This is a genomic window from Klebsiella sp. BIGb0138 (assembly GCF_004342285.1).
GTDB lineage: Bacteria > Pseudomonadota > Gammaproteobacteria > Enterobacterales > Enterobacteriaceae > Klebsiella.
This window is the reverse complement of sequence record NZ_SMCV01000011.1, coordinates 1-24,886: the sequence shown is the minus strand read 5'-3', so window position 1 is coordinate 24,886 and position 24,886 is coordinate 1. Positions and strand designations below refer to the sequence as shown.

Below are 24,886 nucleotides of genomic sequence, written 5' to 3'. Positions count from 1 at the left end.
CAGGTGCTGATATACGATGATTGGAAATAATGCTTATACATGTCTCTTATCCCTGCGATAAATAGTGGTAAACCAGGCCGGTAGTCGACGACAACATATACTCCAGCATTTATATTTTTATTAAATTAAGTAACTACTTAAATACATTATCATGTACATTTGAGTAACAAAAGATTCAGATGACCTCAAAAAAACCTCAAAATGAAGTTTACCATCAAACAAATTGCGGCTCAGGCGGGTGTAAGTAAAGCGACTGTGGATCGAGCATTGCATAAACGCGGGGCGGTTCATGCGCAAACGCAGCGACGCATACGCCAGGCAATTAACGATCTCGAGCTACAGGAGCGGACTAACCTGGCATCGGGCAGAACCGTTGCCGTTGATGTGATATTACATACCCCGCAACGCTTCAGCCGTCTTGTTTGCGATGCCTTGATCGACGAAATTCATCGTTTCGCGCCGTTTCGTTTAAACCTGCGCTTCCACTGTTTCGAAACCATCAGCGTGCGCGAGATGCGCAAGCTGATGCTGCGCTGCGCCAATGACAGCTATGGCATTGTGCTGAAAGCCGAGAACCACCCACTACTCGCCCGTACTATTGATGAGCTGCAAAAACATCGCGTCCCGGTGGTCACCCTGGTTACCGATATTCCACAAAGCAAACGGCTGCGCTACATTGGGATCGATAACCTCTCGGCAGGCAGGACCGCCGCCTATCTCATGTCGCAATGGCTGCGCAATGCTGCACTGGATGTTGCGGTGGTACTGAGCAGCCAAAACTTTTTGGGTGAGGAAGAGCGTGTCTCAGGTTTCAGTGCGGCGTTAAGGAGCATGGCGCCGACGCTGAGCCCTATCCGCATCAGTGAAGGCTATGGTATGGATGACCCCACGTTTGAGGTGATGTGTCGGGCGCTGCGCGCGAACCCCAGATTGCAAGCGGTCTATTGCGTTGGCGGGGGAAATGCGGCCATCCTGCGCGCTTTCGCCGCATGCAACCGGGAGATCGCCACTTACCTTGGGCATGATGTTGATGAGGAAAATCGGCGCCTGCTGCTGGAGGGTAAAATCAATGCGGTCATTCAACACGACCTCCATCAGGATGCCCGCGCCGTTTTCCAGACGCTGTTGGTATTTCATGGCTTTCTCGCACCACGCGATCTGACCAGCCCGTGGTCGGTCGTTAATGTCATCACCCCTTATAACGTGTAGTACCCGCGGCCGGCGCCTGGGATTTCCCGGCGGCGAAGCGCTGCTGATAGAGCGCGCTCAGCCAGTCGATAAACACCCGCACCCGGGGGGAGAGCTGCCGGTGCTGTGGATAAAGTGCGGAAAGCGGCATCCCGGGGCTTGCCCATTCGCTCAGAACTTCGACTAAACGCCCCTCTGCCAGCTCCTCCTCGACGTGGTAGCGAGGCAACTGGATAAGACCCGCGCCGCGAAGGGCGCAACTGACATAGTTTTCCGCATCGTTCACCGTGACCCATCCTTTGAGGTAGAAGGCCTGGACTTTGCCATTCACCATCAGTTCAAGCGGGTAGTTCGTCCCCCTGCTGGTAGAGAAAAAATTCACGCATTGATGGGACGGAAGATCGTTTGGCGAGCGCGGCCAACCGTGGCGGTGCAGGTATTCCGGGCTGGCGCAGATCGCCTGCGGCATGGTCGCTAAATAGCGCGCCACCAGCGAGGAATCCTCTAACTTGCCCGCGCGAACGGCGCAATCAATCCCCTCGCGCACCAGATCAACCAGCCGATCGCCGCTGCTGATGACCAGCTCAATGTCCGGATAACGGGAGTGAAACTCGTCAATCCGCGGCAGAACAATGCGCGTCGCGTGGGCGCCATGAAGATCCACCCGCAGGGTCCCCCGCGGGCGCACTAGCGCGTGGCGCAGCGAAGACTCGGCGTCATCCAGCTCTGAGAGGATATGCACACATCGTTCGTAAAAGGCCTTGCCATCCAACGACGGGCGCACATGTCGCGTCGTGCGCTCCAGGAGTCGACACTCTAAGCTTTTTTCCAGCGCTTTTATTGCATTGCTGGCCGTCGCTCTGGGTATCCCCAGCCGATCCGCTGCCAGGCTGAAACTTTCCAGCTCCACAATGCGGGTAAAGAGAACGAGGGTATCAAACTTATCCATCGGCCACCTTTCAGCTCAATCAATTGTTAATCTATATGGAATTATCATATCAAATTATCCCCATTTATCTCTCCGGGAAAAACACTAATATCTCTGGCAACCCGTAAATAAACGGATAATGCTTAGCCCCCCGGAGAGAACTATGAATGTTACACACAAAACGGCGCTGGTGACCGGAGCATCCCGCGGTATTGGGCGCGCCATTGCCGAACGTCTGGCGCAGGAAGGGTTCACCGTCATCGTTAACTACGCGGGCAACGCGCAGGCCGCGCAGCAGACCGTGGATGAGATCACGGTCAAAGGCGGTCACGCCGTGGCTATCCAGGCGGATGTTGCCAGCGAGAGCGATGTCAGCCGCCTGTTCAGCGAGGCCAAAGCGGTGACCGGCAGTCTGGATGTCGTGGTGCATAGCGCCGGGATCATGCCGATGGCAAAGATCACACCTGCTGGCCTCGCCGATTTCGACAAGGTGATTCATACCAATCTGCGCGGCGCCTTCCTTGTACTGGCGAACGCCGCGGAAGCGGTCAGTGAAGGCGGGCGTATTATCGCCCTCTCCACCAGTGTGATTGCCAAATCATTCCCGGCCTATGGCCCCTATATCGCCTCGAAAGCCGGCGTCGAAGGCCTGGTGCACGTGCTGGCAAATGAACTGCGCGGGCGCAATATCACCGTCAATGCCGTTGCCCCGGGGCCAACCGGCACCGATCTGTTCTTCAACGGCAAAAGTTCCGAACAGATTGACGCCATCGCCAGACTGGCGCCGTTGGAGCGGATCGGCGCGCCGGAAGAGATCGCCAGCGTGGTCGCGACCCTCGCCGGCCCGGACGGTAGCTGGGTCAACTCGCAGGTCATTCGGGTTAACGGCGGTTTTGCCTAAGTTCAGCGTTTTCACTCTGTGCGGATAGTTTCGCTATCCGCTATTCAGGAGCACATCATGCAACACGTTATTCTGATTACCGGCGCCTCCAGCGGGTTCGGGGCGCTGGCGGCCCGGGCTTTTGCTGACGCCGGCCATATTGTCTATGCCAGTATGCGTGACACCGCCGGACGGAATGCGCCGCAGGTGCAGCACGCCCTGGATTATGCCGCCCGGCGCGGTGTCGATTTGCGCACCGTTGAACTGGATGTTCAGTCCGGGGATTCCGCCGAGGCGGCGATAGCGCACATTATTGCCCGCGAAGGACGCCTGGATGTGGTAGTGCACAACGCGGGCCATATGGTCTACGGACCGACGGAAGCTTTCCTGCCGGAACAGTTCACTCAGCTTTACGATATTAATGTGCTGGGCACCCAGCGGGTGAACCGCGCCGCCCTGCCGCAGCTGCGTAAACAGGGGCATGGGCTCTTATTGTGGGTGGGCAGCAGCAGCACCCGCGGCGGGACGCCTCCGTATCTGGCGCCCTACTTTGCGGCAAAGGCAGCAATGGATGCGGTGGCCGTCAGCTATGCCGCGGAACTGGCGCGCTGGGGCATTGAGAGCTCGATTATCGTTCCCGGCGCCTTTACCAAAGGTACCAACCATTTTCTGCACTCTGGCAAACCGGCGGACAGCGCACGCGAACGGGAATATACTCTAAGCGGGCCTACCGCCGGCCTGGGCGAAGAAGCGCTGCGCGGCCTGGCCGCCTGCGAACCCGAAGAGGCGGATGTGGCGGAGGTTGCCGCGGCGATGGTCAATATTGTCAATGCCCCCTACGGCACGCGCCCGTTCCGCGTGCATGTCGACCCGTCGGATGATGGCGCCGCCGTAGTTAACGCCGTCGCCGATCGCATTCGCAAAGAGTTTTTACAACGTATCGGATTAGGGGATTTGCTCACTCCTCACCGTACGGCCTGAGAGAAACCGCTGGCCGGAGAGTCCGTTCCGCCGGCCTGAGATGAAGGGAAGTCTGAGTATGCGCACGCTGCTATTTCTGCTCTGCGGTTTTCTGCTGGCGGGGGCATGCCGTCTGCTGAGCAAACTGTTCAGCGCGGTGTATCCGCCTGCCGCGGTCACCTTCGCGCTGTTTTTTTCACTGCTGTGGCTCGGCGTGGCCGTCGCGAATATGATCTTTGGCATCACGAGGGTCGGCTATAGCCTTGCTGAGGAGCTCCCCATTTTTCTGCTTATACTCTTCCCTCCGCTGTTGCTTATATGGTGGCTCACCGGGAAATAGTATTACGCCAGATACTGGTCAAACTCGAGACGTTCGCCATCCGGGCCACGAATCAGCAGGAACCGGAGCTTCTCTTCCTGTACCGGCCCTTCATCCAGCGGATAGCCCAACGTTGTGAGCACCGCCATGACCGCAGCAAGGTCGCTGACTTCCAGCGCAATATGGTCTATCCCGCAGCGAGCGCGATCGAAGGCGAGGCCATTGGGGAGCTGGTACAGCTCCAGTACCACGCCCCCCATTTCGATAAATGCCACCTCAATATTCCCGCTTCCGGAGGGTTTGCTAAAACGCCGCCGCAGCGTAAAGCCGAGGGGCTGATAAAAGGCCAACGAGCGCGCGATATCCTGCACCTGGTAGCCGATATGAGCGATGTTACGTATCAGGTCACGCATTTTATACTCCTTTACGCACACACCAGAAGCCATAGAAAGCGACATACACAAAGCACAGCAACGGCACCATAAAGGCGATTTGCATATTGCCGCCGTTAAGATCGGAGATAATCCCCATCACTAATGGGATGACTGCCCCACCGATGATCGACATCACCACAATGGAACCGGCGGTTTGCGTATCTTTGCCCATTCCTTTAATCACCAGACCAAAGTTGGTTGGCCAGCACGGCGCCATGCAGAAGCTCACCAGTATCAGAGCATAGACCGCTAACATCGAGTGGCTGAAGACCGCAACCAGCAGCAGCACCGTCGCCACCAATGCAAACGCTCCCAACAGCGCCGCGGGATTCAGGCGATTCATCAGCCAGGTGGCGATGCCTTTACCTATGGCGTAGATCACCAGCGAGGCCAGCAGCCAGTAGGTAGCGGAGTGCTCGCTGGTCCCATGCTGAACAAGCTGTACGAAACGAATAGTGAAACTCCATACGCCAACCTGCGCCCCGACGTAGAGAAACTGTGACAGCACACCCAGCCGAAAACGCGGCAGCGCAAAAAGGCGTTTCAGCGTCGGTCCCATACTCTCGCCAGGCGTCTGTTGCTGCTGAGATTGTTCCCCCTTGCAGGACGGGAACTTAATGAAGACAAAGACCAGAGCCAGCACAACCAGCACCGAGCCAATAATCAGATAAGGTCCGACAACCTGGCTTACCATCTGATGCCGCGCCGCTTCTGCCATCTCAGCGGGCATGGCCAGCAGTTGATCGTGGCTCGGGTCGTGTTCGCCGAAGACCATCATCTGGCCGATAAGAACCCCGGAAATCACCCCCAGAGAGTTAAAAATCTGCGAAAAGTTAATGCGCTGTGTTGACGACTGGATCGGTCCCAGCAGACTGGAATAGGTATTGGCGGATGTTTCCAGAAAAGAGAGGCCACAGGCAATCACACCAAGGCAGGCAAGGAAAGCGCCATACGTCATAATTTGCGCCGCAGGCACAAACAGAAAGCAGCCCAGCGCGTACAGGCATAAGCCAATCACGATCGCCACTTTATAGGAGTAGCGTTTGATCAGCGCGGCGGCGGGCAGCGCCACAAAAAAGTAGCCAAGGAAAAAAATCGACTGTACCAGCGCCGTCTGGGTATCGGTCAGATCAAATCCCTTTTTAAACTGGGCAATCAGAATGTCATTCAGGTTGCCTGCCATGCCCCAGAGGGCAAACAGGCAGCACACCAGCAAAAACTGTAGCCAGGGGGTATGCGACAGGTAGGCGCTGGTATCCAGCTTTTCGTTGTGAATCGCATCTTTATCCACTTTGTCAGTGATCAGCGTACTCATGGTCTATCCTCGTTATCGTTTTTTACAGTAGGGTTTCAGGCCACTTCAACATCAGAGGTGGTACGGGCAAGACGTTCCAGCGCTTCTTCATAATCTGGCAAAGATGAGGCGCCGCGCCTTTCGACGCTGACCGCGGCATAGGCCGCCGCAAACCGGGTGGCCACATGGAGCGCATCGCCACAGGCAAGGCGGGCGGCGAGCGCCCCATTGAACGCATCGCCTGCTCCCGTGGTGTCACAGGGGTGAGATGGGAAACACGGGATATGAGTTTTCACGCCCTGCTCACTCAGTAAAGCGCCGTTCGCCCCGAGGGTGATGATGACGTTTTTCGCCCCACGCGAGTGCAACACCTCAGCTGCCTGCCCGGCTCCGGGCAGATCGTCTGCCCGACATCCGGTCATCAGCCAGGCTTCCGTGGCGTTGGGGGTCAATAAATCCACTTTGCCGAGAAAGGCATCGTCGACCGGTTGCCAGGGGGCGGGATTAAGCACGACAAAGGCGCCGGAGGCCCTGCCTGCGGCAATCACCTGTTCAATAGCAGACAGGTTATTCTCCAGTTGAACCAGCACCACGTCGGCGCAGCCGATCGCCGCAATACAACCGGCAATTTCATCATCGGACACCGTCATGTTGGCGCCAGGATCGACGGCAATCATGTTTTCAGCATCATCGCCGGCGACATAAATAAGCGCGTTACCGGTGGGGGCCTGATCGGTCACCAGTAAGGTGACGGCATTAAATCCCACCGCCTTGAGGTGCCGGCGCGCGAAATGGCCAAAAGTATCTTCACCAATCTTGCCGATATAGTGGACATTAGCGCCGGCCTTCAGCGCCGCCGTCGCCTGATTCGCCCCTTTGCCACCGGCGCTGGTCATACTCCCGGAAGCCACCAGGGATTCGCCGGGTACCGGGAAGCGTGCAACCCGGGCAACCATATCGAAGTTAAATGAACCAAATACACAGACTTTGCCTGGCATTGTTCTCTCCTTTTTTATGCGTGGACCGGGGAATGGCTCGCCTCGTCAAGATCCCGGATCAGCGTTTCCCAGGCCTGAGCAAGCGGTACATTCGGGCGGAATAAGCCGCTGCTTCCCAAAATCAGCACCTGAGCGCCGGCCTCAAGCAATTTCCGATAGGTCTGGCGGTTACATGAGCCATCAACCTCGATAAGGAAGCTGAGCCCATGCTGTTGCTTGATCTGCTGGAGCTGGGCGATTTTTTCGACCATTTCAGGAATAAAAGGCTGACCGGCATAGCCGGGATCCACGGTCATGATGGTGACTTTATCGAGCAGGTGCAGATAGTGGCGGAGCGTCTCCAGCGGCGTGGCGGGATTTAGTACCATACCGACCTGTTTGCCGGCCTGGTGCAGGGTATTGATCACGCGGAAGGCTTCACGACTGATGGTTTCAGGGTGAACGGAGATGGCGTCCGCTCCGGCATCCAACAAGGCCGGGATAAACGCCATCGGTTCTTCGACCATCAGATGAACATCGACAGGCAAGGTGGTCCAGGGACGAATTTGTGCCACAAAGCTGGTCGAGAGTGCCAGGTTTTTGACATAGTGGCCATCCATCACATCGACATGCAATCTGTCCGCTTTGCTGTTCAAAAAGTTCAGCTGGTCGCTCAACTGCATCATGTCCATACACATGAGTGAGGGGGAAATGTAATAACGCATAATGCCTCTCTGTTTCGGTATTTATTCCGGTCATTCGCTGATTTCAGGTAAAGTCTGGCCTCACCGCGCGGCGCGGAGTTTCGCCAATGCATAGATTCACCGTCACGACGTGACGGTACACTCAGGCAATTTGTATGCTGACGTTATGCCAGGTCATCTCTTTTTCGAGCAGCGGATCATCAAATGCTTCGGTTATCAAACAGTCCAGTTCTCCCAGACCGCCGATCCTTGCCACTCCCAGTCGTCCCAGCTTGCTGCCGTCGACCAGCGCCACGACCCGACGGGCCGCCATCATCATTTGCTTTATCTGGGCGGCGTGAGCGTCCGTTCCGGCATACAGACCGCTGTCACGCTCCAGCCCCTGACACGAGAAGAAAAACGTATCGATGGCATATTCGCGCAGCATGCGTCCGGTCATTTCGCCGAAGAAAGCCTCCTCAGTCGGTGAAAAATCGCCGCCAGGACCAATCAGGTGCAAGGATCGGCGGCTCATTAATGCCTGCAGAATAGCGACAGACGGCGTGATAACCGTTAACGTCATCTCGGGGATCTGACGTGCCATAAACCAGCTGGTACTGCTGCTGTCCAGGAGAATGGTGTCTCCTGGCTGGAGGAGTTGCAGCGCTTTGCGTCCAAGACGCGTTTTGGCTTCGCTATGCAGCAATGTACGTTGCTGAAAGCTCCCTTGCCCATCCTGGATCGGTAGACCAGGCTGGCGCCCTCTGGCGGTGGACGGTGGGTTTTCGGCCAACAGCGCCCCGCCGTGACTGCGGTTTAAAACTCCTTTTCGCTCCAGTTCACTTAGATCCCGACGTATCGTTTCACGAGAAACCCGGGTTGCTTGCGCAATCTCATTAACCCGCATGACACCGTGTTGGCTTAACAACCCGACAATTAAGCGATGACGTTCCAGCGGTAACATAACTCTCTCCTGCAGTGCCTGATAAGATTACCTTGCCCATCGATGGGGTGCTGCGACCGTGAAAACGTCCAGCACAGGTGGTGATACCCTCGTCGCTCCGTGTGACAAGAGCCACATTTCCGCCCCTCTCCAGGCGCTTCCTTTCCCTCATTCGGCCGTTATCCGGTCACAAACAAAAGCAAACAAAAACCAATGCCACTCTGCTTTTGTGCCTGTATATGACCGTTTGTGACTGTCTGGTCATAATGTCTTCCTGTCCCGCCCTGTTAATTAAAATCAAATGAAAATAAAAAAATGCTTATTTGCTCACATTATTTTCATTTGATGCGTTTTCTAATGTAAAAACGTTAATACAAAGCGTTAAATGAAAACAACTGAAAACAGACGACAGGATTAGACCATGAATGAGACCACTCGCCGTTTTGCCCGTTTAATTGACCTCAGCGCCGTACAGGCGACCAGTACGGAAGCTGATATTCGTGCCTGTGCGGAACTGGCTACCCGCTACAACATCATTTCTGTGCATGTGTTGCCCTGCTGGACACGCTTTCTCAGCACGCTGCTGCCGGAACAGGGACGGGGCGATATCATGATTGGCGGCCCGGTTGGTTTCCCTGGCGGTGGGCACGCAACCGATATTAAGGTCCAGGAAGTCCGTCAGCTTATTGCTGACGGTGCCCGGGAAGTGGATATGGTGGTGAATATCGGCAAAGTGCTGTCCGGGGATTATGACTATGTCCGCGCAGATTTACGGCGGGTTGTTGAAGCTGCAGCGCCGGTACCGGCCAAAGTGATCCTCGAAACCCACTATCTCAATGAGGAACAGATCTGTCGGGTTTGCGATATTGCCGTCGAGGTGGGGATGAAGTGGGTGAAAACGTCCACCGGATGGGCCCCTACCGGCGCGACTCCAGAAAAGGTCAGCATCATCGCCGGGCAGTTGAAAGGTCGCATCGACATCAAAGGCGCGGGAGGAATTCGCGATCTGGATAGCGTGCGCGCGCTCTACCGGCTTGGCGTCCGCCGCTTTGGCATGAGCCTGGGAGCTGTTAGCACCGTGCTGGCCCAGCTGGAACAAAATCCGGACCTCTTCCCTGAACTGAACGCCAGTTAAAATATGCCCGCGTGCGGGCCTGTGGCCCGCCTTATGACGTCACCGGAGTCAGTGATGAAAAATAAAATATTAACCATTGATGTCGGCACCGGAAGTACCCGAGCCGCCATCCTGAGGGCCGATGGTTCCCTGGTGGGGTTTGCTCAGCGGGAGTATGAGCAAACTACTCCCCGTGCCGGCTGGTCTGAACAGGCACCGTCTTTGTGGTGGCAATCTGCCTGCGAGTGCATTCGCGAAGTTTTGTACCGTTTTCCTGAGACCCGCGCACAGATCGCCGTGATAGGTGCCTGCGGACAAATGCATGGCACCGTACTGCTGGATAGCGCGGGTCACCTCGTCGAAGATAAGGCGCTGTTGTGGAATGACAAACGGAGCCAGCCGCAGGTCGACGCTTTTATTGCCCGTGAAGGCGCTGAACGCTGGCTGCACCATCTGAATAATCCTCCGGCAGCCGCCTGGCCGGCCTTTAAGCTGGCGTGGTGGCGGGAGCATTATCCTCAAAGTGCGGCACGGATTGCAAAAATACTGATGCCGAAAGATTTCATTAACTTCATGCTGACCGGCACCATCGCCACCGATTACAGCGAGGCTTCCTGCTACTTTCTGATGGACAGCGAAAGCCGCAGCTGGTCGCCACAGGCGCTGGAATTATTTGGCTTGAGACGGGATCAGTTACCGGACCTGAAACTGTCCAGCGAGGTTATCGGCGAGGTTACCCACGAGGCTTCGACGCTGACCGGCCTGCCCGTTGGGATCCCGGTGGTCGCCGGTACGTCAGATATGGCGGCCACCCTGCTGGGTTCCGGCGTGTATCAGCCCGGAACGGCATCCGATTCTACGGGAACCTCCACGCTGATCACGGTGGTAGCGCCGCAACCGTTGTTGCATTCACGGGTTAATAACCTGCATCTGGCAAACCAGGCCTGGGGCGGGTTTACCCTCCTCGATGCTGGCGGCGATGCGGTACGCTGGGCGCGCCAGGCGCTGGCAGAAAACCACATTACGCACCCGGAGCTGCTGCTGCAGGCGGCCGCCGTACCCGCCGGTGCGGAAGGATTATTATTTCTGCCCTACCTGACCGGCGAGCGCATGGCGGAGCACATCAATTCGCGCGCGCAGTTCTTCGGCCTGCAGCGAAAGCATGGTCGCGGGCATTTATTTCGGGCGGTACTGGAAGGGGTGGCGTTTGCCTCGGCGCGTAATCTCCGCCAGTTACGCCAGTGCGGGCAGCATCCCGAGCAGATGATCGCCTCAGGGGGCGGCGCACGCAGTCGGTTGTGGCTGGAAATCAAAGCGGCGGCGTACAATCTTCCCATTCTATCGACGCGCAATCCGGAGAATGGCGTCACCGGATGCGCTATTATCGCCGGCGTTGGCATCGGGATGTATGCGGATGTTGCCGAGGGCGTTCGGCAAACGGTGCAGTTCGACGAACCTGTGATGCCTGACCGGCGTCTGCAGGAATATTATCAGTCCTGTAGCGAACTTTTTGATACGCTTTATCAACAATCCGCGCCATTATACGATCGTCTGGATACGTTAAGTACCGGTCCAACCTGAAGGTGAGCTTCGCGGCCGCGGCCGGCATTTCTCTCGCTGAAGGTGACATCGTCCGTAAGAGAGGCACAATGTTTGCAGAAGAACGACAGGAAAAGTTACTCAGTATTCTCCGGGAAAAACGCAAAGTTACGGTTTCCGGGATGTGTGAAGTGTTCAACGTGTCTGGCGCAACCATTCGTGCCGATCTCCGTCAGCTGGAAGAAGCCGGGATGCTGACCCGCACCCACGGCGGCGCCATGCTGCGCACCCGGGCCAGTTTTGAGCAGGCCTCCGATATGCGGCAAGTCGTCAATCTGAACGCGAAAGAGCGTATTGGCCAGCGCGCCGCGGCGCTGGTAGAAGATGGCGATATCATAGTGCTGGATACCGGCACCACCACGCTGCATATCGCCCGTCATATCCGCGATCGGCAGAATGTGACCGTGGTGACTAACGATTATCAGATTGCCCGTGAGCTGGAGGCCAGCCCCACTATTCAGACCATCCTGCTGGGGGGGATCGTCAAAAAAGGCTACCACTGCGTGGTGGCCATCAACGGACGTTCTATTCTCGATACGCTAAATGTGGATAAGGCCTTTATGGGGGCCAACTCGCTTTCTGTGAAGCACGGCGCCTGCGTGGCCGATATTATGCTGGCGGAAACCAAACGCGGCATGGTGGAACATGCCAGTCAGGTCATTATGGTTTGCGACTACAGCAAGCTCAATAACACCTCGCTGGCGCAGTTCGCCCCGGCGGAACGCATCGATACTCTGGTGATTGACCGCCTCCCTGACGACGCGCAAGAGTATCAGACGGCCGGGATCCAGATTATTTCTCTGGATGAAGAGGCCCTTTCCTGAACGTCGTTCCTCCGGGCCTATGTTAAGAGCGCGACAGGTTTCACGCCACATTTACGTAGATCTTCCGCACTTACGCCTAGCGCCCGCTTGTCGGCTGGCCCGCAAGCCAGGCGTACACCGCCGCCAGATCCTGATTGGCATAGCCCTCTGCGGCCGCTTCGTCCCAGCAATCGGCGATTTTGCTGAGGATCGGCAGCTCCGTGCCTTCGGCCGCATCGAGTGCCAGGTTGGCATCTTTTAGCGCATGGCTGAGCTGCATTTGCGCAGGAAAACGGTTTTCCGCAATCATTTCCAGTTTGCCTTTGACGTACGGTGCCGCCAACGGACCGCCGTCCAGCGCTTGCCAGAACTGTGCGGGGGTAAACCCTAATTTCGCCGCCAGCAAGGCGCTTTCGGCCACGCCTTCCATCATTGTAATCAGCCAGGCGTTCAGCACGAGCTTCATTTTCTGGCTGCTGCCGGCTTCACCAAACCATTGCGTGCCGCGCGCAATGGCGGCAAATACGCGCTCAGCCGCCGCGCCTCGCTGACGGTCGCCGCTGGCGAGCACCAGAATTTGCGCATTCTCGGCCGGTTTTTTGGTCCCTGAGACCGGAGCATCGAGATAGATCAGTGAAGGATCCAGTGATTCCAGCAGGCCGATGGCTTCCCGGGTCTCCTCGACGCCAATGGTACCCATCTGGCAAAAAATCGTCCCTTCCCGGCACACCGGGGCAATCTGCTGGATCACGTGCAACGTGGCTTCCGCGTCGGTCAGGACTGACAGAATCACCCCGGCAGACGCCACCGCCTGCTGCGGCGTCGCATGCCGGATGAGCCCGCTGGCCAGCAGATCGTCCCCCCGTTCCGGCGAACGGTTCCAGCCGTGGACGGTAAAACCCTTTTTTAGCAGATTGCTGGCAAAAGCGTGCCCCATGGCGCCCAGCCCAAGGACGGCGACAACCGGTAAGTTCATTCCATATTCTCCCACATCACGATTAATAACCCCACGCAGTTTCCCCTGACCATGACCTGAGCATCTCTGCGTAGTCGATTTCTCTGAATACCACGATAACTAACTATAACACCATGAGGTATGGTGATTTCTGCAAAACAGATTTCCGTACATTGATATATCGAACTTGTTAACAATATGTATAATTATTTGCGTGTTTATAATGTCAATACACACTAATTAGCCTGGTTATTTCGCATGCTGTCATTTACCTCTGTTCGTGACGTTATTGACAGCAGAAACCTCAGCGCGCCTTTATTCTCCCTGACGAGGAATTGATAATATGAGTGAAAACTCTTATGGCCGGCGTAATACGCTTGCGACGATAATTTATAATCTTCTCAACCCCATACCTTATGGCTTTTTTATTGCCGGATGGATCTTTGATATTATTTATCTCTACAGCACCAACGTGATGTGGGGAAAAAGCGCCAGCTGGCTTATTGCGCTGGGGTTGATTTTCGCGATCGTTCCGCGGCTGATTAACCTCGCGCAGGTTTGGTTCTTCGCCCCTTCCCCTCGGATCCCGGCGGCGAAAGTTGATTTCTGGTTGAACGTCATCGCGATTATTTCAGCCATTGTGAATTGTTTTGTCCACAGCCGCGATGCTTACGCCATTGCGCCACAAAATGTGGTCTATTCGACCCTCACCGTTATCTGCCTGCTCCTTGCCAACATTATCAGCTCCTCCTGCCATGCAAAAAATAAAGGTTATCGCCATGAATAAAATATTACTGCCCCTACCAGTAATGTTAACGCTGACTCTGGTCCTTGCGGGATGTGATGAAAAAGCGAAACTGTCGCCGGATCAACAAACCGGACCGGATCCGCTGATGCCAAAAGCACAGGATTACCTGATGCCGCCGATGCAGGTTCCGTCCGGCGTGGGCTGGAAAACAGGCGCCCAGCCTGACGTCGCCCAGGGGCTGAGCATTGAGAAGATGGCTGACGGCTTCCTGCATCCGCGCATGGTCTACGTCCTGCCAAACGATGATGTGCTGGTGGTTGAAAGCAACAGTCCCGGCGAAGAACCGCTGACCACGCCGAAACAGCTGATTGCCGGGATCGTAAAAAATCAGTCCGGCAAAGGCGGTAAAGGCGGTAACCGCATTACCCTGCTACGCAAAAGCGGCAGCGGCTGGGAAAAGCATGTTTTCCTCGAACATCTGCACTCCCCGTTCGGCGTCCAGCTGATTGGCGATAATCTGTACGTGGCCAATACCGACAGCATCATGCGTTATCACTATCAGCAAGGTGAAACGCACATCAGCGATGCCGGAACCGAGCTCGCCGACCTGCCCAATACCATCAACCACCACTGGACCAAAGCGCTGCTGGCGAGTCCCGATGGCAAGAAGTTGTATGTCGGAGTCGGTTCCAATAGCAACATTACCGAGAACGGTCTGGACGTTGAGTACCGTCGCGCCAACGTGCTTGAAGTCGATACCGCAACAGGAGCCAGCCGGATCTTTGCCAGCGGTATCAGGAACCCGACAGGCCTCGGCTGGGAGCCACAGAGCGGGAAACTGTGGGCGATAGCCAATGAACGCGATGAGATAGGTGCCGACCTGGTGCCCGACTATCTGACCTCCGTCCAGGACGGCGGTTTTTATGGCTGGCCCTGGAGCTATTTCGGTCAGCATGTCGATCGCCGCGTCCAGCCGCCTCGCCCTGACAAGGTCGCCAACGCCATCAAGCCGGACTACGCCCTGAGCTCCCACGTTGCGCCGCTGGGGATGCTGTTTTATACCGGGCAGATGCTGCCGCAAAAATACCAGGGCGGCGTCTTTATCAGCGAGCACGGCAGCTGGGATCGCTCACCGCTTAATGGCTATAAAGTCAGTTTCGTCGCCTTTAAAGAGGGCAAACCGGTCGGTAAACCAGAGAGCGTAGTTAGCGGTTTTGTCTCCCGGGATGAGAAAGAGTTGTATGGCGCTCCGGTAGGGCTTGCCCAGGATAACCAGGGGGCGTTGATCATCGCCGATGATGTCGGAAATACCGTCTGGCGCGTTACGGCAAAATAATATTATGCCATTAATCCTTCGGCTTCCTGCAGTTGGGGAAGCCATTTTTATGCATCGACCATCAGTATCCATGAACACTGCAGGGAATAATTGGGGAAGTAAAGTGATAAGCTGTGAAGTCAGGACCGTTATTGCTAAGTGGCTACACCAGAATGGGTTGCTGAAAAGACATTCATCATAAATGAGACGTAAAATTCGATGAACCATTTATCCGCAATCAGGACCTTTGTCAGCGCCGCCGATCATAAAAGCTTTAGTGCCGCAGCCAAAGCATTAAATATAGAAGTATCAACCGCCTCTCGTCATATCTCTGAACTGGAAGAGTATTTGCAGGTGACGCTGTTTAACCGCTCCACCCGCGGATTAACGCTGACGGAATCCGGGGATTTTTTCTACTCGCATGCCAGACAGCTGCTCCTGCAATGGGAGGAAGCGCGGCATTTAACTTCCGCGCTGGATAAGCACCCTTCCGGCCTGCTGCGCATTAGCGTGCCCAGTACCTTTGGTCGATTACACGTCATGCCGTTTGTCGATGAGTTTCTCCGTCTGCATCCCAACATCTCTCTGGATATCAGTTTTAATGATGAGATACAGGATCTGATTGAAGCGCGAATCGATCTGAGTATTCGCATTGGGGTGTTGCCGGACTCCTCCATTCACGCGCGCAAACTGGCCTCTCAGACGCGTGCAGCGTGGGCCAGCCCGCAGTGGATCGCGAAAAACAGCCCTCCCGCCGCCCCCGGTACCGGCGGCAACAGTCAGAACGAGATGAATATTGTGATGTTTTCTCGCCTGCACGGCGCCGGGTGGTATACGCGCCAGGCCGGGTCACAGGATGAATGGCAGCGGATACCGATTAACTATCGGCTTAGCGTCAGCGACAGCGCGGCGATGCTTTATGCCTGCTGCAACCACGCCGGGATTGCGATTCTGCCCAACTGGTTATCCCGCGAGGAAGAGGAAAAAGGCCATATCCAGCGGGTCTTTCCAGACTGGGAGTTTAGTATGTTCCCCAGCGAAACCGCCGTCTGGCTGATCTATCCGCAAAAGCGGATTTTACCGCACAAGGTCAGAACCTTTATTGACTTTATGGTTGATAAAGTGGGAACCCCGCCGTACTGGGAAGATCGGCCCGCGGTTTATCGCGAGCAGTAGCAGACGCGATCGTGCGCCGACAGGATTAACGCAACGGTCGTCAGCAACCCTTGCGTTAATCACCCTATTTTTACTCCTGCCGTGGATAAGGGAATTTCACCACCAGTTTTTTGACGCTATTGGCGCGACCGGCGGTATGACACATCGGTTTATGAATTTCTCCAGGATAAAAAACAATAAACTCGCCCTGGTTCAGCACTACGGAACCATTCGTCGGGCTATGTTCTAAAAAATAAAGATCGGTTGCGGCGGGTGGCGTTCTGTACTCCTCTGCATCCGGCGGCGTCGTTCTGAAATAAATTGTTTCCGTGCCGCTAATTACCAGCTGAATATCACCATAGCGTTGATGAAACTCGGGATAATGACCTGTGCCGGGCTTGGTTTCACCTTCGCTGACGATATAGAACCACTCCTGTCCTTGTACAGAATATTTCCCGGGCGGCGTATTTATCAGCGCCGATAGTGCAAGGTCGGGATGGTTCAGTATTTCCGTTAACGGTTTAATATCCTCACTGACATTATCTAAGCTTGCTATAAGCATAATACCCTCAATAATATATGGTTGTTGACAGAAAATAACGTTATTTATACTGGCTTTGCGGAAGGTTGACGCACGCTTTTTCTTTTAACCAGCTCCCCGCTAAGCAACACGCTGGTATGGTTGTTATTCCGCCCCGCGTCTATTTTACTGACCAGCAAATCAACGGCGGCGGCTCCCAGCTTTTTATTACCCACTTTCACGGTGGTCAATGCCGGTTCCATCACCCCGGAGACCGGCAGGTCGTCAAAACCGATAACTGAAACATCATCGGGCACGCGGAATCCGCATTCCTGGAGCGCTCTTATACAGCCGTAGGCGACGATGTCATTAATACAAAAATAGCCTTGCGCAATTTTCCCTGTCGCCCTGATATGGCTCAGCATAGCTTCATATGCCGAGCGGGCGTTGGGACTGACGCAAACCAGATTTTCCGGGGCGGATCTTAGCCCGATCAGCGGTACCAGCTCATGAAAGGCCTGCTCACGCTGCCTGAAATTTGGCGTATGTGCATCGCTGTATACCAGCCCGACATCCTCTATTGCGGCACGTTTGAAATGGTGAAGAATATTGTAAATCGCCGCACGATTATTCATGTTAATAAAATCAAAGGGTAAAAAATCGTTCACATTATCGATAATCACAAAGGGTACCGATAGCCGACGGAGGGGCGTAAAGTCACCCTGCTCAAACTCGGTGCCAAGGATCACCAACCCATCGGCGAGAGCTCCGCTACTCTGCGACCTGACGATTTCTTCAACGCTTTTTTTGTCATAGCCCACGACCTCGAGCGCATAGCTATATTTTCCGGCCTGTTCGATGAGTCCATCAATATATCCACTAATAAACAGGTTATGCGCCTCATTGATTGTTTCGCCATGTAAAGCAATTTTCAGAAAGCGCAATACGCCGCGAATTTCTCTGGCCGATGATTGTTGATAATTTAACTCATGGGCAATTTTCAGGATTTTCTCCCGGGTCTCTACGGATAAGCCTTTTTTGCCGTTAATCGCTATCGATACTGCGCTCAAAGAAACGTTGGCTTTTTTGGCAATATCTTTAATTTTAACCATAATGACAATTCAACCTTATGTATTACAAGCTTTATTTGGTTGTCTTTTATTATATAAACCCTAGCCTGTTAGCAAATTTAAACATGTGATAATCATCACAATTCCTTTTCCTTAAAATCATTTTAGTAAAATTTTAGTTTACGCCGCCGCTGACCAATTTCATTATCAAAACAGATATCCGACAGACCCCAGGCCATTAATTAAATATCAGTCCTTTAAGGATTTAGCAAATGAAGAAGTTCATTAATACCCCTACTGAATACGTGGCAGAAATGCTCGAGGGAATTTATGCGGCACACCCCCGGTATCTTAAATATGCCGATAATGATCGCCATTGTCTGGTGACCGCCCAGCACACTCGTCCCGGGAAAGTTGGCATTGTCACCGGCGGCGGTTCGGGCCATCTGCCGCTGTTTCTGGGATATGTCGGGAATAATTTGCTCGATGGCTGCGCCGTCGGCGATGTTTTTCAATCTCCGTCCGCCGATCAGATTTTACAGGTGACAAAAGCGGTGGATAAAGGGGCTGGCGTGCTCTACCTCTACGGTAATTACAGCGGAGATATCCTCAATTTCGACATGGCTTCCGAGATGGCGGAGATAGAGGGTATCAGAACGCTATCCGTACGCGGGGCCGATGACGTCGGATCGGCCCCGCCTGAACGAGCGGCAACGCGGCGCGGCGTAGCCGGCATTTTTTTCATGTATAAAATCGCCGGCGCCGCCGCTGCGGCCGGTTTATCCCTCGATGAAGTCGCCAGAGTGGCTAAACAGGCCGGCGATTGCACGAGAACGATTGGCATCGGGCTCTCGCCCTGCATCATTCCTGAGGTGGGCCAGGCCGCCTTCTCGGTGGCCGAGAATGAAATGGCCATTGGCATGGGTATCCATGGCGAGCCCGGCATTTCGACCGCCGCGCTCGGCACTGCCGATGAAATTATTGACCGCATCCTGCCCCTGCTTCTTGACGAGCTGCATTTTGCCCCCGGTGACCGTACTGCCGTTCTGCTTAATGGCCTGGGCGGGACGCCTCTGGATGAGCTGTATATTCTTTTCCGCCGGGTCAAACAGACGCTGGATGAACGCGGTATCGCCGTATTCCACGCCTATCAGGGAGAGTACGCCACGGCAATGGAAATGACCGGGTTTTCGCTGTCCCTGTGTAAGCTCAACGCTGAGCTGGCGGGCTATCTCGCCACCTCCGCCTGTACCCCCTTCTTCTGCCAGCCGGATCTGGCTAGCTAAAGGTACGATATGAAAACTGAACTGACATTTGACGATACGACGGGTCTTATCGCCGCGTGGTCTGCCGAACTGAGCCTGCAGCGGGAGACATTGATCAAATTAGACCAGGCCGTCGGTGACGGTGACCTTGGCATCACGATGCAAAAAGCCTTCCATGCCGCGCAGCAGATACAACCCGAGCAGGAGAAAGGTGTTGCTCATTACCTTATTCAGTGCGGCTTTGCGATGGCCAAAGCCGCGCCATCCACAATGGGAACGTTGATGGCGACCGGGTTTATGCGCGGTGGGAAAGCGCTTGTGCCGGAGCTGATGACGCTCAGCACTGCGGATCTGGCCACCTTCTTCAGCGCCTTTACCCAGGGGATCGCAGAGCGAGGAAAGGCCCGCCCCGGGGAGAAAACCGTTCTGGATGTCTTATTACCCGCCAGCGACGCGTTAGCGCAGGAAACCGCCGCGGGAGCACCGCTCGGCCGCGCGGCAGAAGCCGCTCAGGCGGCGGCAATGGCCGGTCTCGCAGCAACCCGAACCATGTTTCCACGTCATGGTAAGGCGGCAGTGTTTGCCGACAGCAGCGCGGGTAAAGAAGATCCCGGCGCTACCGTCGCGCTGATTCTTTTTAACGTACTCAGCCGCTACGTTAATAAATAACAAGACTGTTCACCGTTATTCAGGCAGTAAAAATCCGGAACGCCCGGCGTCTTGCGCCCAGGTCCGGCATATTTTCTTCAACATCTGACGAGGTCTCTGTGAAAAAATTATATGGCATTACCACTGCAATGATTACACCGTTTAATGATGACGACACCATCAATTATGCCAGCATCGAAGCGCTGACCGATTTTCTTGTCGAGAAAGGCGTGCACTGTCTTTATCCGCTGGGCACCACCGGCGAAATGTTTCGCCTCAGCGAACAAGAACGGAAAAAAGTTGCAGAAACCGTCATTAAAAGAAATAACCAGCGCGCGACGGTTTATATTCACGTCGGTGCGATGACCACCGCAGAAACGCTGTCGCTGGCCCGCCACGCGGTAGAGGCCGGGGCCGACGGAATTGGTGTTGTAACACCGGCGTTTTTCGGCGCGAACGACCGTGAGCTGGAAGCCTATTTTGTCGCCGTCGCCAATGCCGTGCCCCGCGATTTTCCCGTTTATCTCTACAATATTCCGCAGTGCGCCGCTAACAATCTTTCTGCTGACGTCGCTCAGCGCGTTGCGGATAAGTGTAAGAATGTCGTGGGGATTAAATACAGCTACCCGGACTACCTCACCGTGAATCAGTACCTCGCCATCAATGACCATGATTTTTCCGTTATGGTCGGTGCCGACCGCCTGTTTCTCCCGGCGCTGGCGATGGGTTGCGATGGCGTGGTTTCAGGGGTTTCCTGTGTTTACCCTGAGCCTTTTGTCAAAATTTATGATGCCTTTAATCGTGGGGATATTCCCGGGGCGCGTGCCGCTCAGCGCCAGGCGAATAAATATTGCGAACTGCTGAGAAACGGCAGCAATATGTCTTACTTTAAAGAAGGACTTAAATATCGCGGAATTCATGCCGGCGTGATGCGGGCGCCGCAATTAAATATTACGCCCGAAGAAGTTCAGACTTTGATCGCCGGGCTCGCTGAACTGGAAACATCAACCGGCATTTAACTTCGTCGAATAATATAAATTTTAGACTAATAACGTCGACGTCAAGATGAAGTTTAGAGGATTCTTTCATGAGAAGAACAGACTCTGTACCTGTACCTGATAATGCCCTGAGCCACAATAAGGTTAACGCCATTCCCGGAGCAAAGCTGAGATGGTATCTGGTGGTGATTATTCTGCTGGCCGCGGTGGTCAACTATCTCGACCGCGCCAATCTCAGCGTGGCGAATTCAACCATTGCCGCTGAATTTGGTCTGTCGTCATTTCAAATGGGATTGCTGCTATCGGCCTTTCTGTGGCCTTATGCGCTGGCCAATCTCCCTGCCGGGTATCTTGTCGACCGCTTCGGTCCCAAAAAGATGTTTTCCTTTGCCGCCGGGGGCTGGTCGCTGGTGACGATATTCTGCGCGTTTGCTAATGGCTTCGGGGTAATGTACGCGCTGCGCATGCTGCTGGGCGTAACGGAATCGCCGTTTTTTACCTCCGGCGTCAAAGTCACCAACAGCTGGTTCAGTAAAGAAGAGCGCGGCTTTCCCACCGCCCTGTTCAATACCGGGTCGCAGATTGCCAATGCCATTGCGCCGCCCATATTGACGATACTGATGCTGACCATGGGTTGGCGAGGCATGTTTATCGTTATTGGGGTTCTGGGGCTGGTGATTCTGCTCGCATGGCTGCGCTTTTATCGTGAACCCACCGCAGAAGAGACTCCGCAAGACAAAATTGTCGACCACAATGAGTCGCCTTGCGCCCCTTCGCGCAGCTGGGGTTCCCTGTTCCGCGAGCGCTCGACATGGGGGATGGTCGTCGGATGCTTCGGAATTTACTTTACGGTCTGGGTCTACCTGACCTGGCTGCCGCGTTATCTTGAGCACGATCGTCATATGAGTCTGATGAATACCGGCTGGCTGGCCGCCATCCCTTTCTTTGTGGGTATTTTTGGCGTGCTGCTGGGGGGCGTTATTTCAGACTTACTGATTAGAAAAGGCATGAAAGCCATTACCGCGCGTAAGATCCCGATCGTCGGCGGAGCGCTGATTGCGGCATGTGCCGTGGCGCCGGTACCTTACATTGAAAGTACGCCGCTGTGCATGTTGCTACTGACAATCGGTTATTTTGCCGCCCAGCTGCCTTCAGGCGTGATCTGGGCGCTGGTGACGGACGTTGCGCCCGCGGGATCGGTAGGTTCTCTCGGTTCAATTCAGAATTTTGGCGGCTTCCTGGGTGCGGCGCTGGCTCCTATCGTTGCCGGCTTGATTCTCGATACCACCAATAACTTTACCTGGGTCTTCCTTGCCGGTGCGGCGCTGTTATTACTCGGGGCCCTCAGCTATGGATTGGTTCTGAAAGAACCTATCAGTAATGAGGCACATTCGTAGTCAGAACGACACTCTGAGCCCGGTACTGACCTACCGGGCTCGGCTATCCTGCGCAGAGATAACCCGACGCACGTCGGCAAAGGATCTCCGGCGCAAGGAACCTCCGCTTTTCGGCGAAGACGCGCCCCACGACGCCCCCATTACGCAATCCGCAGGCCTATCCTCTTAACCCCTCGTGACGCCTTGTCTTCGTCGGGTTTCCGTTTCCTGATAAATGTTAACGTTAACCTTTGTGATTAACATCACGTTCGCCAGGTTGTATTGCGGCCAACTTAATAGTAATAATGAACCCGCCGTCATTAATCCGTACCGCTCAGTCAGCGTCGATCTGATATCTATGCTGAGGGTTTTTATCATCAAGAAAAGAAATGTATCTGGAATCGTAAATTAAATAAGAGAACACAAACCGCTGTCTCTACCTGGCCGATTATTTTATTGAATCTGGCCGCCCTGCCATATCGCTAGCCGGTGTCGAAGACGACGATAGCGATACAGGGTTCCGTTTGCTAAAATAAAAATATCGTCACAAGGAAATAAATATGAAGGCTTTTTCATTTTTTAAAAATGAATATTACCGCTATGCCTCCGGTTATTCGTTTCTGTTTTTTATCGCCTGGTCGCTGTGGTGGTCGCTGTATGCCATCTGGCTTAAAGGGACCATCGGCCTCACCGGTACGCAGTTGGGAACCCTGTACTCCGTCAATCAGTTTACCAGTATGATCTTTATGATTGGCTATGGAATAATCCAGGATAAACTCGGCCTCAAAAAGCACCTGATCTGGCTCCTGAGTGTGATTTTAGTGCTCACCGGTCCGTTCCTGATTTATATATATGAACCGCTGCTGCGGCACAACTTCGCGTTAGGTTTGGCGATTGGCTCGCTGTTCTTTGGTATTGGCTACCTCGCCGGTTGCGGATTACTCGATAGTTTCACCGAGAAAATGGCGCGGGCATTTAGCTTTGAATACGGTACCGCCCGGGCGTGGGGATCGTTTGGCTATGCTATTGGCGCTTTACTTGCCGGGATCTTTTTCGCCATCAATCCGCATATTAACTTCTGGCTGGTATCGCTGTTTGGCGTGTGCTTTATTATTATCAATATTTTATTTAAAAGTGAAAAAACGGCCAGCGGTACCCACCGCCATGAAAAAGTGCACAAAGATGATTTCATCGCCGTATTTAAAGATATTAAATTCTGGATTTTCGTGCTGTTCATCACCGGGACCTGGTCATTCTATAATATTTACGATCAGCAGATGTTTCCTGTGTTCTACGCCGGGCTGTTCTCATCCGTCGAGACCGGCACCCGGGTCTACGGCTATCTGAACTCCTTCCAGGTGGTGCTGGAAGCCATCGGTATGGCCGTCATTCCCTTCTTTGTAAACAAGGTCGGCGCGAAAAAGGCGCTGCTTGTCGGAGGCATGATCATGATCTGTCGCATTCTGGTGTCAGCGACTTCAGAAAGCCCGTATATCATCTCGTTGATCAAGCTATTTCATGCGATTGAAGTGCCGCTGTTTGTGATCTCGGTATTCAAATACAGCGTGTCCAACTTTGATTCGCGCCTGTCTTCCACCATCTTCCTCGTGGGGTTCCAGATCGCCAGCTCGCTAGGTATTGTGCTGCTATCGATCCCGGTGGGGATGCTGTTTGATGCGTTTGGCTACCATATTGTATTTTATCTGTTCTCCGCTATCGTCTCGGTGATCCTGCTGTTTGGCGTGGTCTTCCTCAGTAATGGGCGCAATCCCGGCCCGCGCAGCGCAGCGGTGCAAAACGAAACCTTATAATATTCGCGAGGCAATGTCCGCCGCTAACATTGCCTTATTCTTTGTCATTTATCGTTGGATAGCGCATCAGAAAGCCCCCCGTATCGCATTAACGATGCAGATTCTTCCTGGCAAGGCTGTCAATGATGAGGCTTTTGCAGCGGTATATTCCACTTATTTTTGTGGTATTCAGTTTATGCAAAATAATACTGACAAAAGACTGCACCGTTCTTTTGGAGATCAGCAGGCTGCGGGAAATTTCCTCCAGCGAGTAGCCATTCAAAATCAAATGGATGATATGCGCTTCTCTTTTGGTAAATGACAACTTGTCCCTCTTCAGATTGATTCCCATTTTTTTAAACGCCTGCCGCATCATGAGATATTCATTACCGGTTAACTCAGTGTCAATGAATACCGCTTCGCGCCCTATCCCGCCCATTCCTGACGCCGGTTTTAATAAAAAGATGAGATTGACCGGTGAAATGTGCAGGTGTTTGAGACGTTCGGCATCGCCGGTGCTCAGCTCTGACTCCACAATCACCACATCGCTGTTGCTGAAGGCAATATCGCTGACCCGTGAAAACATAACCCTGTTGACGGAGAGGCTGTTATCGCTGAACATACATTTCAGACCTTCAAGCATGAAATTATTATTGGTAATAACATAAATATTCATATAGTCCCCGCAGCAATAACCTTTTGCGAATCGTCCCATTCCTTATGTGCTGACAAAGTGGTGCCTGTATTGGTGTCGCCGGGTAACTATGACGTACTCCGGCTCAGCGGAGTACGTCAGCTGCTCTACTGATGCGCCGCTAGCACGCTATTCACGATCTCCACCGCTTCTTTCTCGATCTGCTTACGATGTTCTTCCCCGAGGAAGCTCTCGCAGTAGATCTTGTAAGCGTCTTCCGTACCCGACGG

26 protein-coding genes are annotated in these 24,886 nt (G+C 54.1%); 15 read left to right on the top strand and 11 right to left on the bottom strand.

The genetic code is table 11. The features are described from left to right. Nucleotides 1-255: 255 nt before the first annotated feature. Nucleotides 256-1,209 (top strand): substrate-binding domain-containing protein, encoded by a 954-nt coding sequence (locus tag EDF73_RS21250; protein ID WP_243655243.1) that lies wholly within the window; start codon nucleotides 256-258, stop codon nucleotides 1,207-1,209. Here the strand turns inward: EDF73_RS21250 and EDF73_RS21245 are convergent. Next, nucleotides 1,190-2,137 carry a LysR family transcriptional regulator gene (locus EDF73_RS21245; RefSeq protein ID WP_132731038.1) on the bottom strand — a complete coding sequence of 316 codons (948 nt, stop codon included), beginning with the start codon at nucleotides 2,135-2,137 and terminating at the stop codon, nucleotides 1,190-1,192. The genes EDF73_RS21250 and EDF73_RS21245 overlap by 20 nt on opposite strands. A gap of 142 nt (nucleotides 2,138-2,279) precedes the next feature. Here EDF73_RS21245 and EDF73_RS21240 point away from each other — a divergent pair, with 142 nt between their 5' ends. From EDF73_RS21240 to EDF73_RS21230, 3 genes are read left to right on the top strand one after another with little or no spacing between them, the layout of a single operon-like run. Then, nucleotides 2,280-3,017 (top strand): SDR family oxidoreductase, encoded by a 738-nt coding sequence (locus EDF73_RS21240; protein ID WP_132731037.1) that lies wholly within the window; start codon nucleotides 2,280-2,282, stop codon nucleotides 3,015-3,017. A 57-nt stretch (nucleotides 3,018-3,074) separates the two neighbouring features. Continuing rightward, nucleotides 3,075-3,977, top strand: coding sequence for an SDR family NAD(P)-dependent oxidoreductase (locus tag EDF73_RS21235; RefSeq protein ID WP_132731036.1), 903 nt, complete (start codon nucleotides 3,075-3,077; stop codon nucleotides 3,975-3,977). A gap of 58 nt (nucleotides 3,978-4,035) precedes the next feature. Then, entirely contained in the window at nucleotides 4,036-4,296 is a 261-nt protein-coding gene (locus EDF73_RS21230; protein WP_132731035.1) for a hypothetical protein, read from the top strand. Between the two features lie 2 nt (nucleotides 4,297-4,298). Here EDF73_RS21230 and EDF73_RS21225 read toward each other — a convergent pair whose 3' ends face one another. From EDF73_RS21225 to EDF73_RS21205, 5 genes are all read right to left on the bottom strand, one after another. Then, nucleotides 4,299-4,688: a VOC family protein gene (locus tag EDF73_RS21225; protein WP_132731034.1), complete on the bottom strand. Its 390-nt coding sequence runs from the start codon at nucleotides 4,686-4,688 to the stop codon at nucleotides 4,299-4,301. A 1-nt stretch (nucleotide 4,689) separates the two neighbouring features. Further along, entirely contained in the window at nucleotides 4,690-6,024 is a 1,335-nt protein-coding gene (gene fucP / locus EDF73_RS21220; protein ID WP_132731033.1) for an L-fucose:H+ symporter permease, read from the bottom strand. A 35-nt stretch (nucleotides 6,025-6,059) separates the two neighbouring features. Continuing rightward, nucleotides 6,060-7,001: a ribokinase gene (locus EDF73_RS21215; RefSeq protein WP_132731032.1), complete on the bottom strand. Its 942-nt coding sequence runs from the start codon at nucleotides 6,999-7,001 to the stop codon at nucleotides 6,060-6,062. A 14-nt stretch (nucleotides 7,002-7,015) separates the two neighbouring features. Further along, complete coding sequence (gene alsE, locus EDF73_RS21210) at nucleotides 7,016-7,705, bottom strand: D-allulose 6-phosphate 3-epimerase (RefSeq protein WP_132731031.1); 690 nt, start codon at nucleotides 7,703-7,705, stop codon at nucleotides 7,016-7,018. 121 nt (nucleotides 7,706-7,826) lie between these two features. Beyond that, entirely contained in the window at nucleotides 7,827-8,627 is an 801-nt protein-coding gene (locus EDF73_RS21205; protein WP_132731030.1) for a DeoR/GlpR family DNA-binding transcription regulator, read from the bottom strand. Nucleotides 8,628-9,027: 400 nt separating this feature from the next. Here EDF73_RS21205 and deoC point away from each other — a divergent pair, with 400 nt between their 5' ends. The 3 genes from deoC (at nucleotide 9,028) to EDF73_RS21190 (ending at nucleotide 12,143) form a co-directional block, all read left to right on the top strand. Further along, nucleotides 9,028-9,741: a deoxyribose-phosphate aldolase gene (deoC, locus tag EDF73_RS21200; protein WP_132731029.1), complete on the top strand. Its 714-nt coding sequence runs from the start codon at nucleotides 9,028-9,030 to the stop codon at nucleotides 9,739-9,741. 54 nt (nucleotides 9,742-9,795) lie between these two features. Further along, entirely contained in the window at nucleotides 9,796-11,301 is a 1,506-nt protein-coding gene (locus EDF73_RS21195) for an FGGY family carbohydrate kinase (protein WP_132731028.1), read from the top strand. 68 nt (nucleotides 11,302-11,369) lie between these two features. Continuing rightward, entirely contained in the window at nucleotides 11,370-12,143 is a 774-nt protein-coding gene (locus EDF73_RS21190; RefSeq protein WP_132731027.1) for a DeoR/GlpR family DNA-binding transcription regulator, read from the top strand. A 76-nt stretch (nucleotides 12,144-12,219) separates the two neighbouring features. On the opposite strand, the gene EDF73_RS21185 is transcribed toward EDF73_RS21190, so the two are convergent. Continuing rightward, nucleotides 12,220-13,098 (bottom strand): NAD(P)-dependent oxidoreductase, encoded by an 879-nt coding sequence (locus tag EDF73_RS21185; protein WP_132731026.1) that lies wholly within the window; start codon nucleotides 13,096-13,098, stop codon nucleotides 12,220-12,222. A 322-nt stretch (nucleotides 13,099-13,420) separates the two neighbouring features. On the opposite strand from EDF73_RS21185, the gene EDF73_RS21180 reads away from it, so the two are divergent. From EDF73_RS21180 to EDF73_RS21170, 3 genes are all read left to right on the top strand, one after another. After that, nucleotides 13,421-13,864: a DUF2231 domain-containing protein gene (locus tag EDF73_RS21180; RefSeq protein WP_132731025.1), complete on the top strand. Its 444-nt coding sequence runs from the start codon at nucleotides 13,421-13,423 to the stop codon at nucleotides 13,862-13,864. Then, on the top strand, nucleotides 13,857-15,161 hold the full coding sequence (locus EDF73_RS21175; protein WP_132731024.1) for a sorbosone dehydrogenase family protein: 1,305 nt from the start codon (nucleotides 13,857-13,859) through the stop codon (nucleotides 15,159-15,161). Before EDF73_RS21180 ends, EDF73_RS21175 begins: the two co-directional genes overlap by 8 nt. 198 nt (nucleotides 15,162-15,359) lie before the next feature. Next, nucleotides 15,360-16,316 carry a LysR family transcriptional regulator gene (locus EDF73_RS21170; protein ID WP_132731023.1) on the top strand — a complete coding sequence of 319 codons (957 nt, stop codon included), beginning with the start codon at nucleotides 15,360-15,362 and terminating at the stop codon, nucleotides 16,314-16,316. A gap of 70 nt (nucleotides 16,317-16,386) precedes the next feature. On the opposite strand, the gene EDF73_RS21165 is transcribed toward EDF73_RS21170, so the two are convergent. Both EDF73_RS21165 and EDF73_RS21160 read right to left on the bottom strand, forming a co-directional pair. After that, nucleotides 16,387-16,857, bottom strand: a complete 471-nt coding sequence (locus tag EDF73_RS21165; protein ID WP_132731022.1) for a YhcH/YjgK/YiaL family protein — start codon at nucleotides 16,855-16,857, stop codon at nucleotides 16,387-16,389. Between the two features lie 44 nt (nucleotides 16,858-16,901). Beyond that, the gene (locus EDF73_RS21160) at nucleotides 16,902-17,927 is read right to left on the bottom strand and encodes a LacI family DNA-binding transcriptional regulator (protein ID WP_132731021.1); all 1,026 of its coding nucleotides are present in this window, start codon (nucleotides 17,925-17,927) and stop codon (nucleotides 16,902-16,904) included. Between the two features lie 230 nt (nucleotides 17,928-18,157). Between EDF73_RS21160 and EDF73_RS21155 the strand changes: the two genes are divergently transcribed. The 5 genes from EDF73_RS21155 (at nucleotide 18,158) to EDF73_RS21135 (ending at nucleotide 23,983) form a co-directional block, all read left to right on the top strand. Then, nucleotides 18,158-19,171 carry a dihydroxyacetone kinase subunit DhaK gene (locus EDF73_RS21155; RefSeq protein WP_132731020.1) on the top strand — a complete coding sequence of 338 codons (1,014 nt, stop codon included), beginning with the start codon at nucleotides 18,158-18,160 and terminating at the stop codon, nucleotides 19,169-19,171. 9 nt (nucleotides 19,172-19,180) lie between these two features. After that, nucleotides 19,181-19,819, top strand: a complete 639-nt coding sequence (locus tag EDF73_RS21150; RefSeq protein ID WP_132731019.1) for a DAK2 domain-containing protein — start codon at nucleotides 19,181-19,183, stop codon at nucleotides 19,817-19,819. Nucleotides 19,820-19,917: 98 nt separating this feature from the next. Further along, entirely contained in the window at nucleotides 19,918-20,817 is a 900-nt protein-coding gene (locus EDF73_RS21145; RefSeq protein ID WP_132731018.1) for a dihydrodipicolinate synthase family protein, read from the top strand. A gap of 68 nt (nucleotides 20,818-20,885) precedes the next feature. Next, entirely contained in the window at nucleotides 20,886-22,193 is a 1,308-nt protein-coding gene (locus EDF73_RS21140) for an MFS transporter (protein WP_132731017.1), read from the top strand. A 539-nt stretch (nucleotides 22,194-22,732) separates the two neighbouring features. After that, nucleotides 22,733-23,983: an oligosaccharide MFS transporter gene (locus EDF73_RS21135; RefSeq protein WP_132731016.1), complete on the top strand. Its 1,251-nt coding sequence runs from the start codon at nucleotides 22,733-22,735 to the stop codon at nucleotides 23,981-23,983. An 88-nt stretch (nucleotides 23,984-24,071) separates the two neighbouring features. On the opposite strand, the gene EDF73_RS21130 is transcribed toward EDF73_RS21135, so the two are convergent. Then, nucleotides 24,072-24,638: a helix-turn-helix transcriptional regulator gene (locus tag EDF73_RS21130; protein ID WP_132731015.1), complete on the bottom strand. Its 567-nt coding sequence runs from the start codon at nucleotides 24,636-24,638 to the stop codon at nucleotides 24,072-24,074. Nucleotides 24,639-24,763: 125 nt separating this feature from the next. Next, nucleotides 24,764-24,886, bottom strand: a 123-nt coding sequence (locus EDF73_RS27785) for a hypothetical protein (RefSeq protein ID WP_243655250.1), incomplete at its 5' end; no start/stop codon positions are given.

What these genes read in the sequence shown, in the direction of transcription:
- EDF73_RS21245 (WP_132731038.1), bottom strand. Translation starts at nt 2,137, where the DNA reads ATGGATAAGTTTGATACCCTCGTTCTCTTTACCCGCATTGTGGAGCTG.
- alsE (WP_132731031.1), bottom strand. Translation starts at nt 7,705, where the DNA reads ATGCGTTATTACATTTCCCCCTCACTCATGTGTATGGACATGATGCAG.
- EDF73_RS21170 (WP_132731023.1), top strand. Translation starts at nt 15,360, where the DNA reads ATGAACCATTTATCCGCAATCAGGACCTTTGTCAGCGCCGCCGATCAT.
- EDF73_RS21135 (WP_132731016.1), top strand. Translation starts at nt 22,733, where the DNA reads ATGAAGGCTTTTTCATTTTTTAAAAATGAATATTACCGCTATGCCTCC.
- EDF73_RS21180 (WP_132731025.1), top strand. Translation starts at nt 13,421, where the DNA reads ATGAGTGAAAACTCTTATGGCCGGCGTAATACGCTTGCGACGATAATT.
- EDF73_RS21140 (WP_132731017.1), top strand. Translation starts at nt 20,886, where the DNA reads ATGAGAAGAACAGACTCTGTACCTGTACCTGATAATGCCCTGAGCCAC.
- EDF73_RS21235 (WP_132731036.1), top strand. Translation starts at nt 3,075, where the DNA reads ATGCAACACGTTATTCTGATTACCGGCGCCTCCAGCGGGTTCGGGGCG.
- fucP (WP_132731033.1), bottom strand. Translation starts at nt 6,024, where the DNA reads ATGAGTACGCTGATCACTGACAAAGTGGATAAAGATGCGATTCACAAC.
- EDF73_RS21195 (WP_132731028.1), top strand. Translation starts at nt 9,796, where the DNA reads ATGAAAAATAAAATATTAACCATTGATGTCGGCACCGGAAGTACCCGA.
- EDF73_RS21175 (WP_132731024.1), top strand. Translation starts at nt 13,857, where the DNA reads ATGAATAAAATATTACTGCCCCTACCAGTAATGTTAACGCTGACTCTG.
- deoC (WP_132731029.1), top strand. Translation starts at nt 9,028, where the DNA reads ATGAATGAGACCACTCGCCGTTTTGCCCGTTTAATTGACCTCAGCGCC.
- EDF73_RS21130 (WP_132731015.1), bottom strand. Translation starts at nt 24,638, where the DNA reads ATGAATATTTATGTTATTACCAATAATAATTTCATGCTTGAAGGTCTG.
- EDF73_RS21190 (WP_132731027.1), top strand. Translation starts at nt 11,370, where the DNA reads ATGTTTGCAGAAGAACGACAGGAAAAGTTACTCAGTATTCTCCGGGAA.
- EDF73_RS21165 (WP_132731022.1), bottom strand. Translation starts at nt 16,857, where the DNA reads ATGCTTATAGCAAGCTTAGATAATGTCAGTGAGGATATTAAACCGTTA.
- EDF73_RS21160 (WP_132731021.1), bottom strand. Translation starts at nt 17,927, where the DNA reads ATGGTTAAAATTAAAGATATTGCCAAAAAAGCCAACGTTTCTTTGAGC.
- EDF73_RS21185 (WP_132731026.1), bottom strand. Translation starts at nt 13,098, where the DNA reads ATGAACTTACCGGTTGTCGCCGTCCTTGGGCTGGGCGCCATGGGGCAC.
- EDF73_RS21215 (WP_132731032.1), bottom strand. Translation starts at nt 7,001, where the DNA reads ATGCCAGGCAAAGTCTGTGTATTTGGTTCATTTAACTTCGATATGGTT.
- EDF73_RS21230 (WP_132731035.1), top strand. Translation starts at nt 4,036, where the DNA reads ATGCGCACGCTGCTATTTCTGCTCTGCGGTTTTCTGCTGGCGGGGGCA.
- EDF73_RS21240 (WP_132731037.1), top strand. Translation starts at nt 2,280, where the DNA reads ATGAATGTTACACACAAAACGGCGCTGGTGACCGGAGCATCCCGCGGT.
- EDF73_RS21205 (WP_132731030.1), bottom strand. Translation starts at nt 8,627, where the DNA reads ATGTTACCGCTGGAACGTCATCGCTTAATTGTCGGGTTGTTAAGCCAA.
- EDF73_RS21155 (WP_132731020.1), top strand. Translation starts at nt 18,158, where the DNA reads ATGAAGAAGTTCATTAATACCCCTACTGAATACGTGGCAGAAATGCTC.
- EDF73_RS21225 (WP_132731034.1), bottom strand. Translation starts at nt 4,688, where the DNA reads ATGCGTGACCTGATACGTAACATCGCTCATATCGGCTACCAGGTGCAG.
- EDF73_RS21150 (WP_132731019.1), top strand. Translation starts at nt 19,181, where the DNA reads ATGAAAACTGAACTGACATTTGACGATACGACGGGTCTTATCGCCGCG.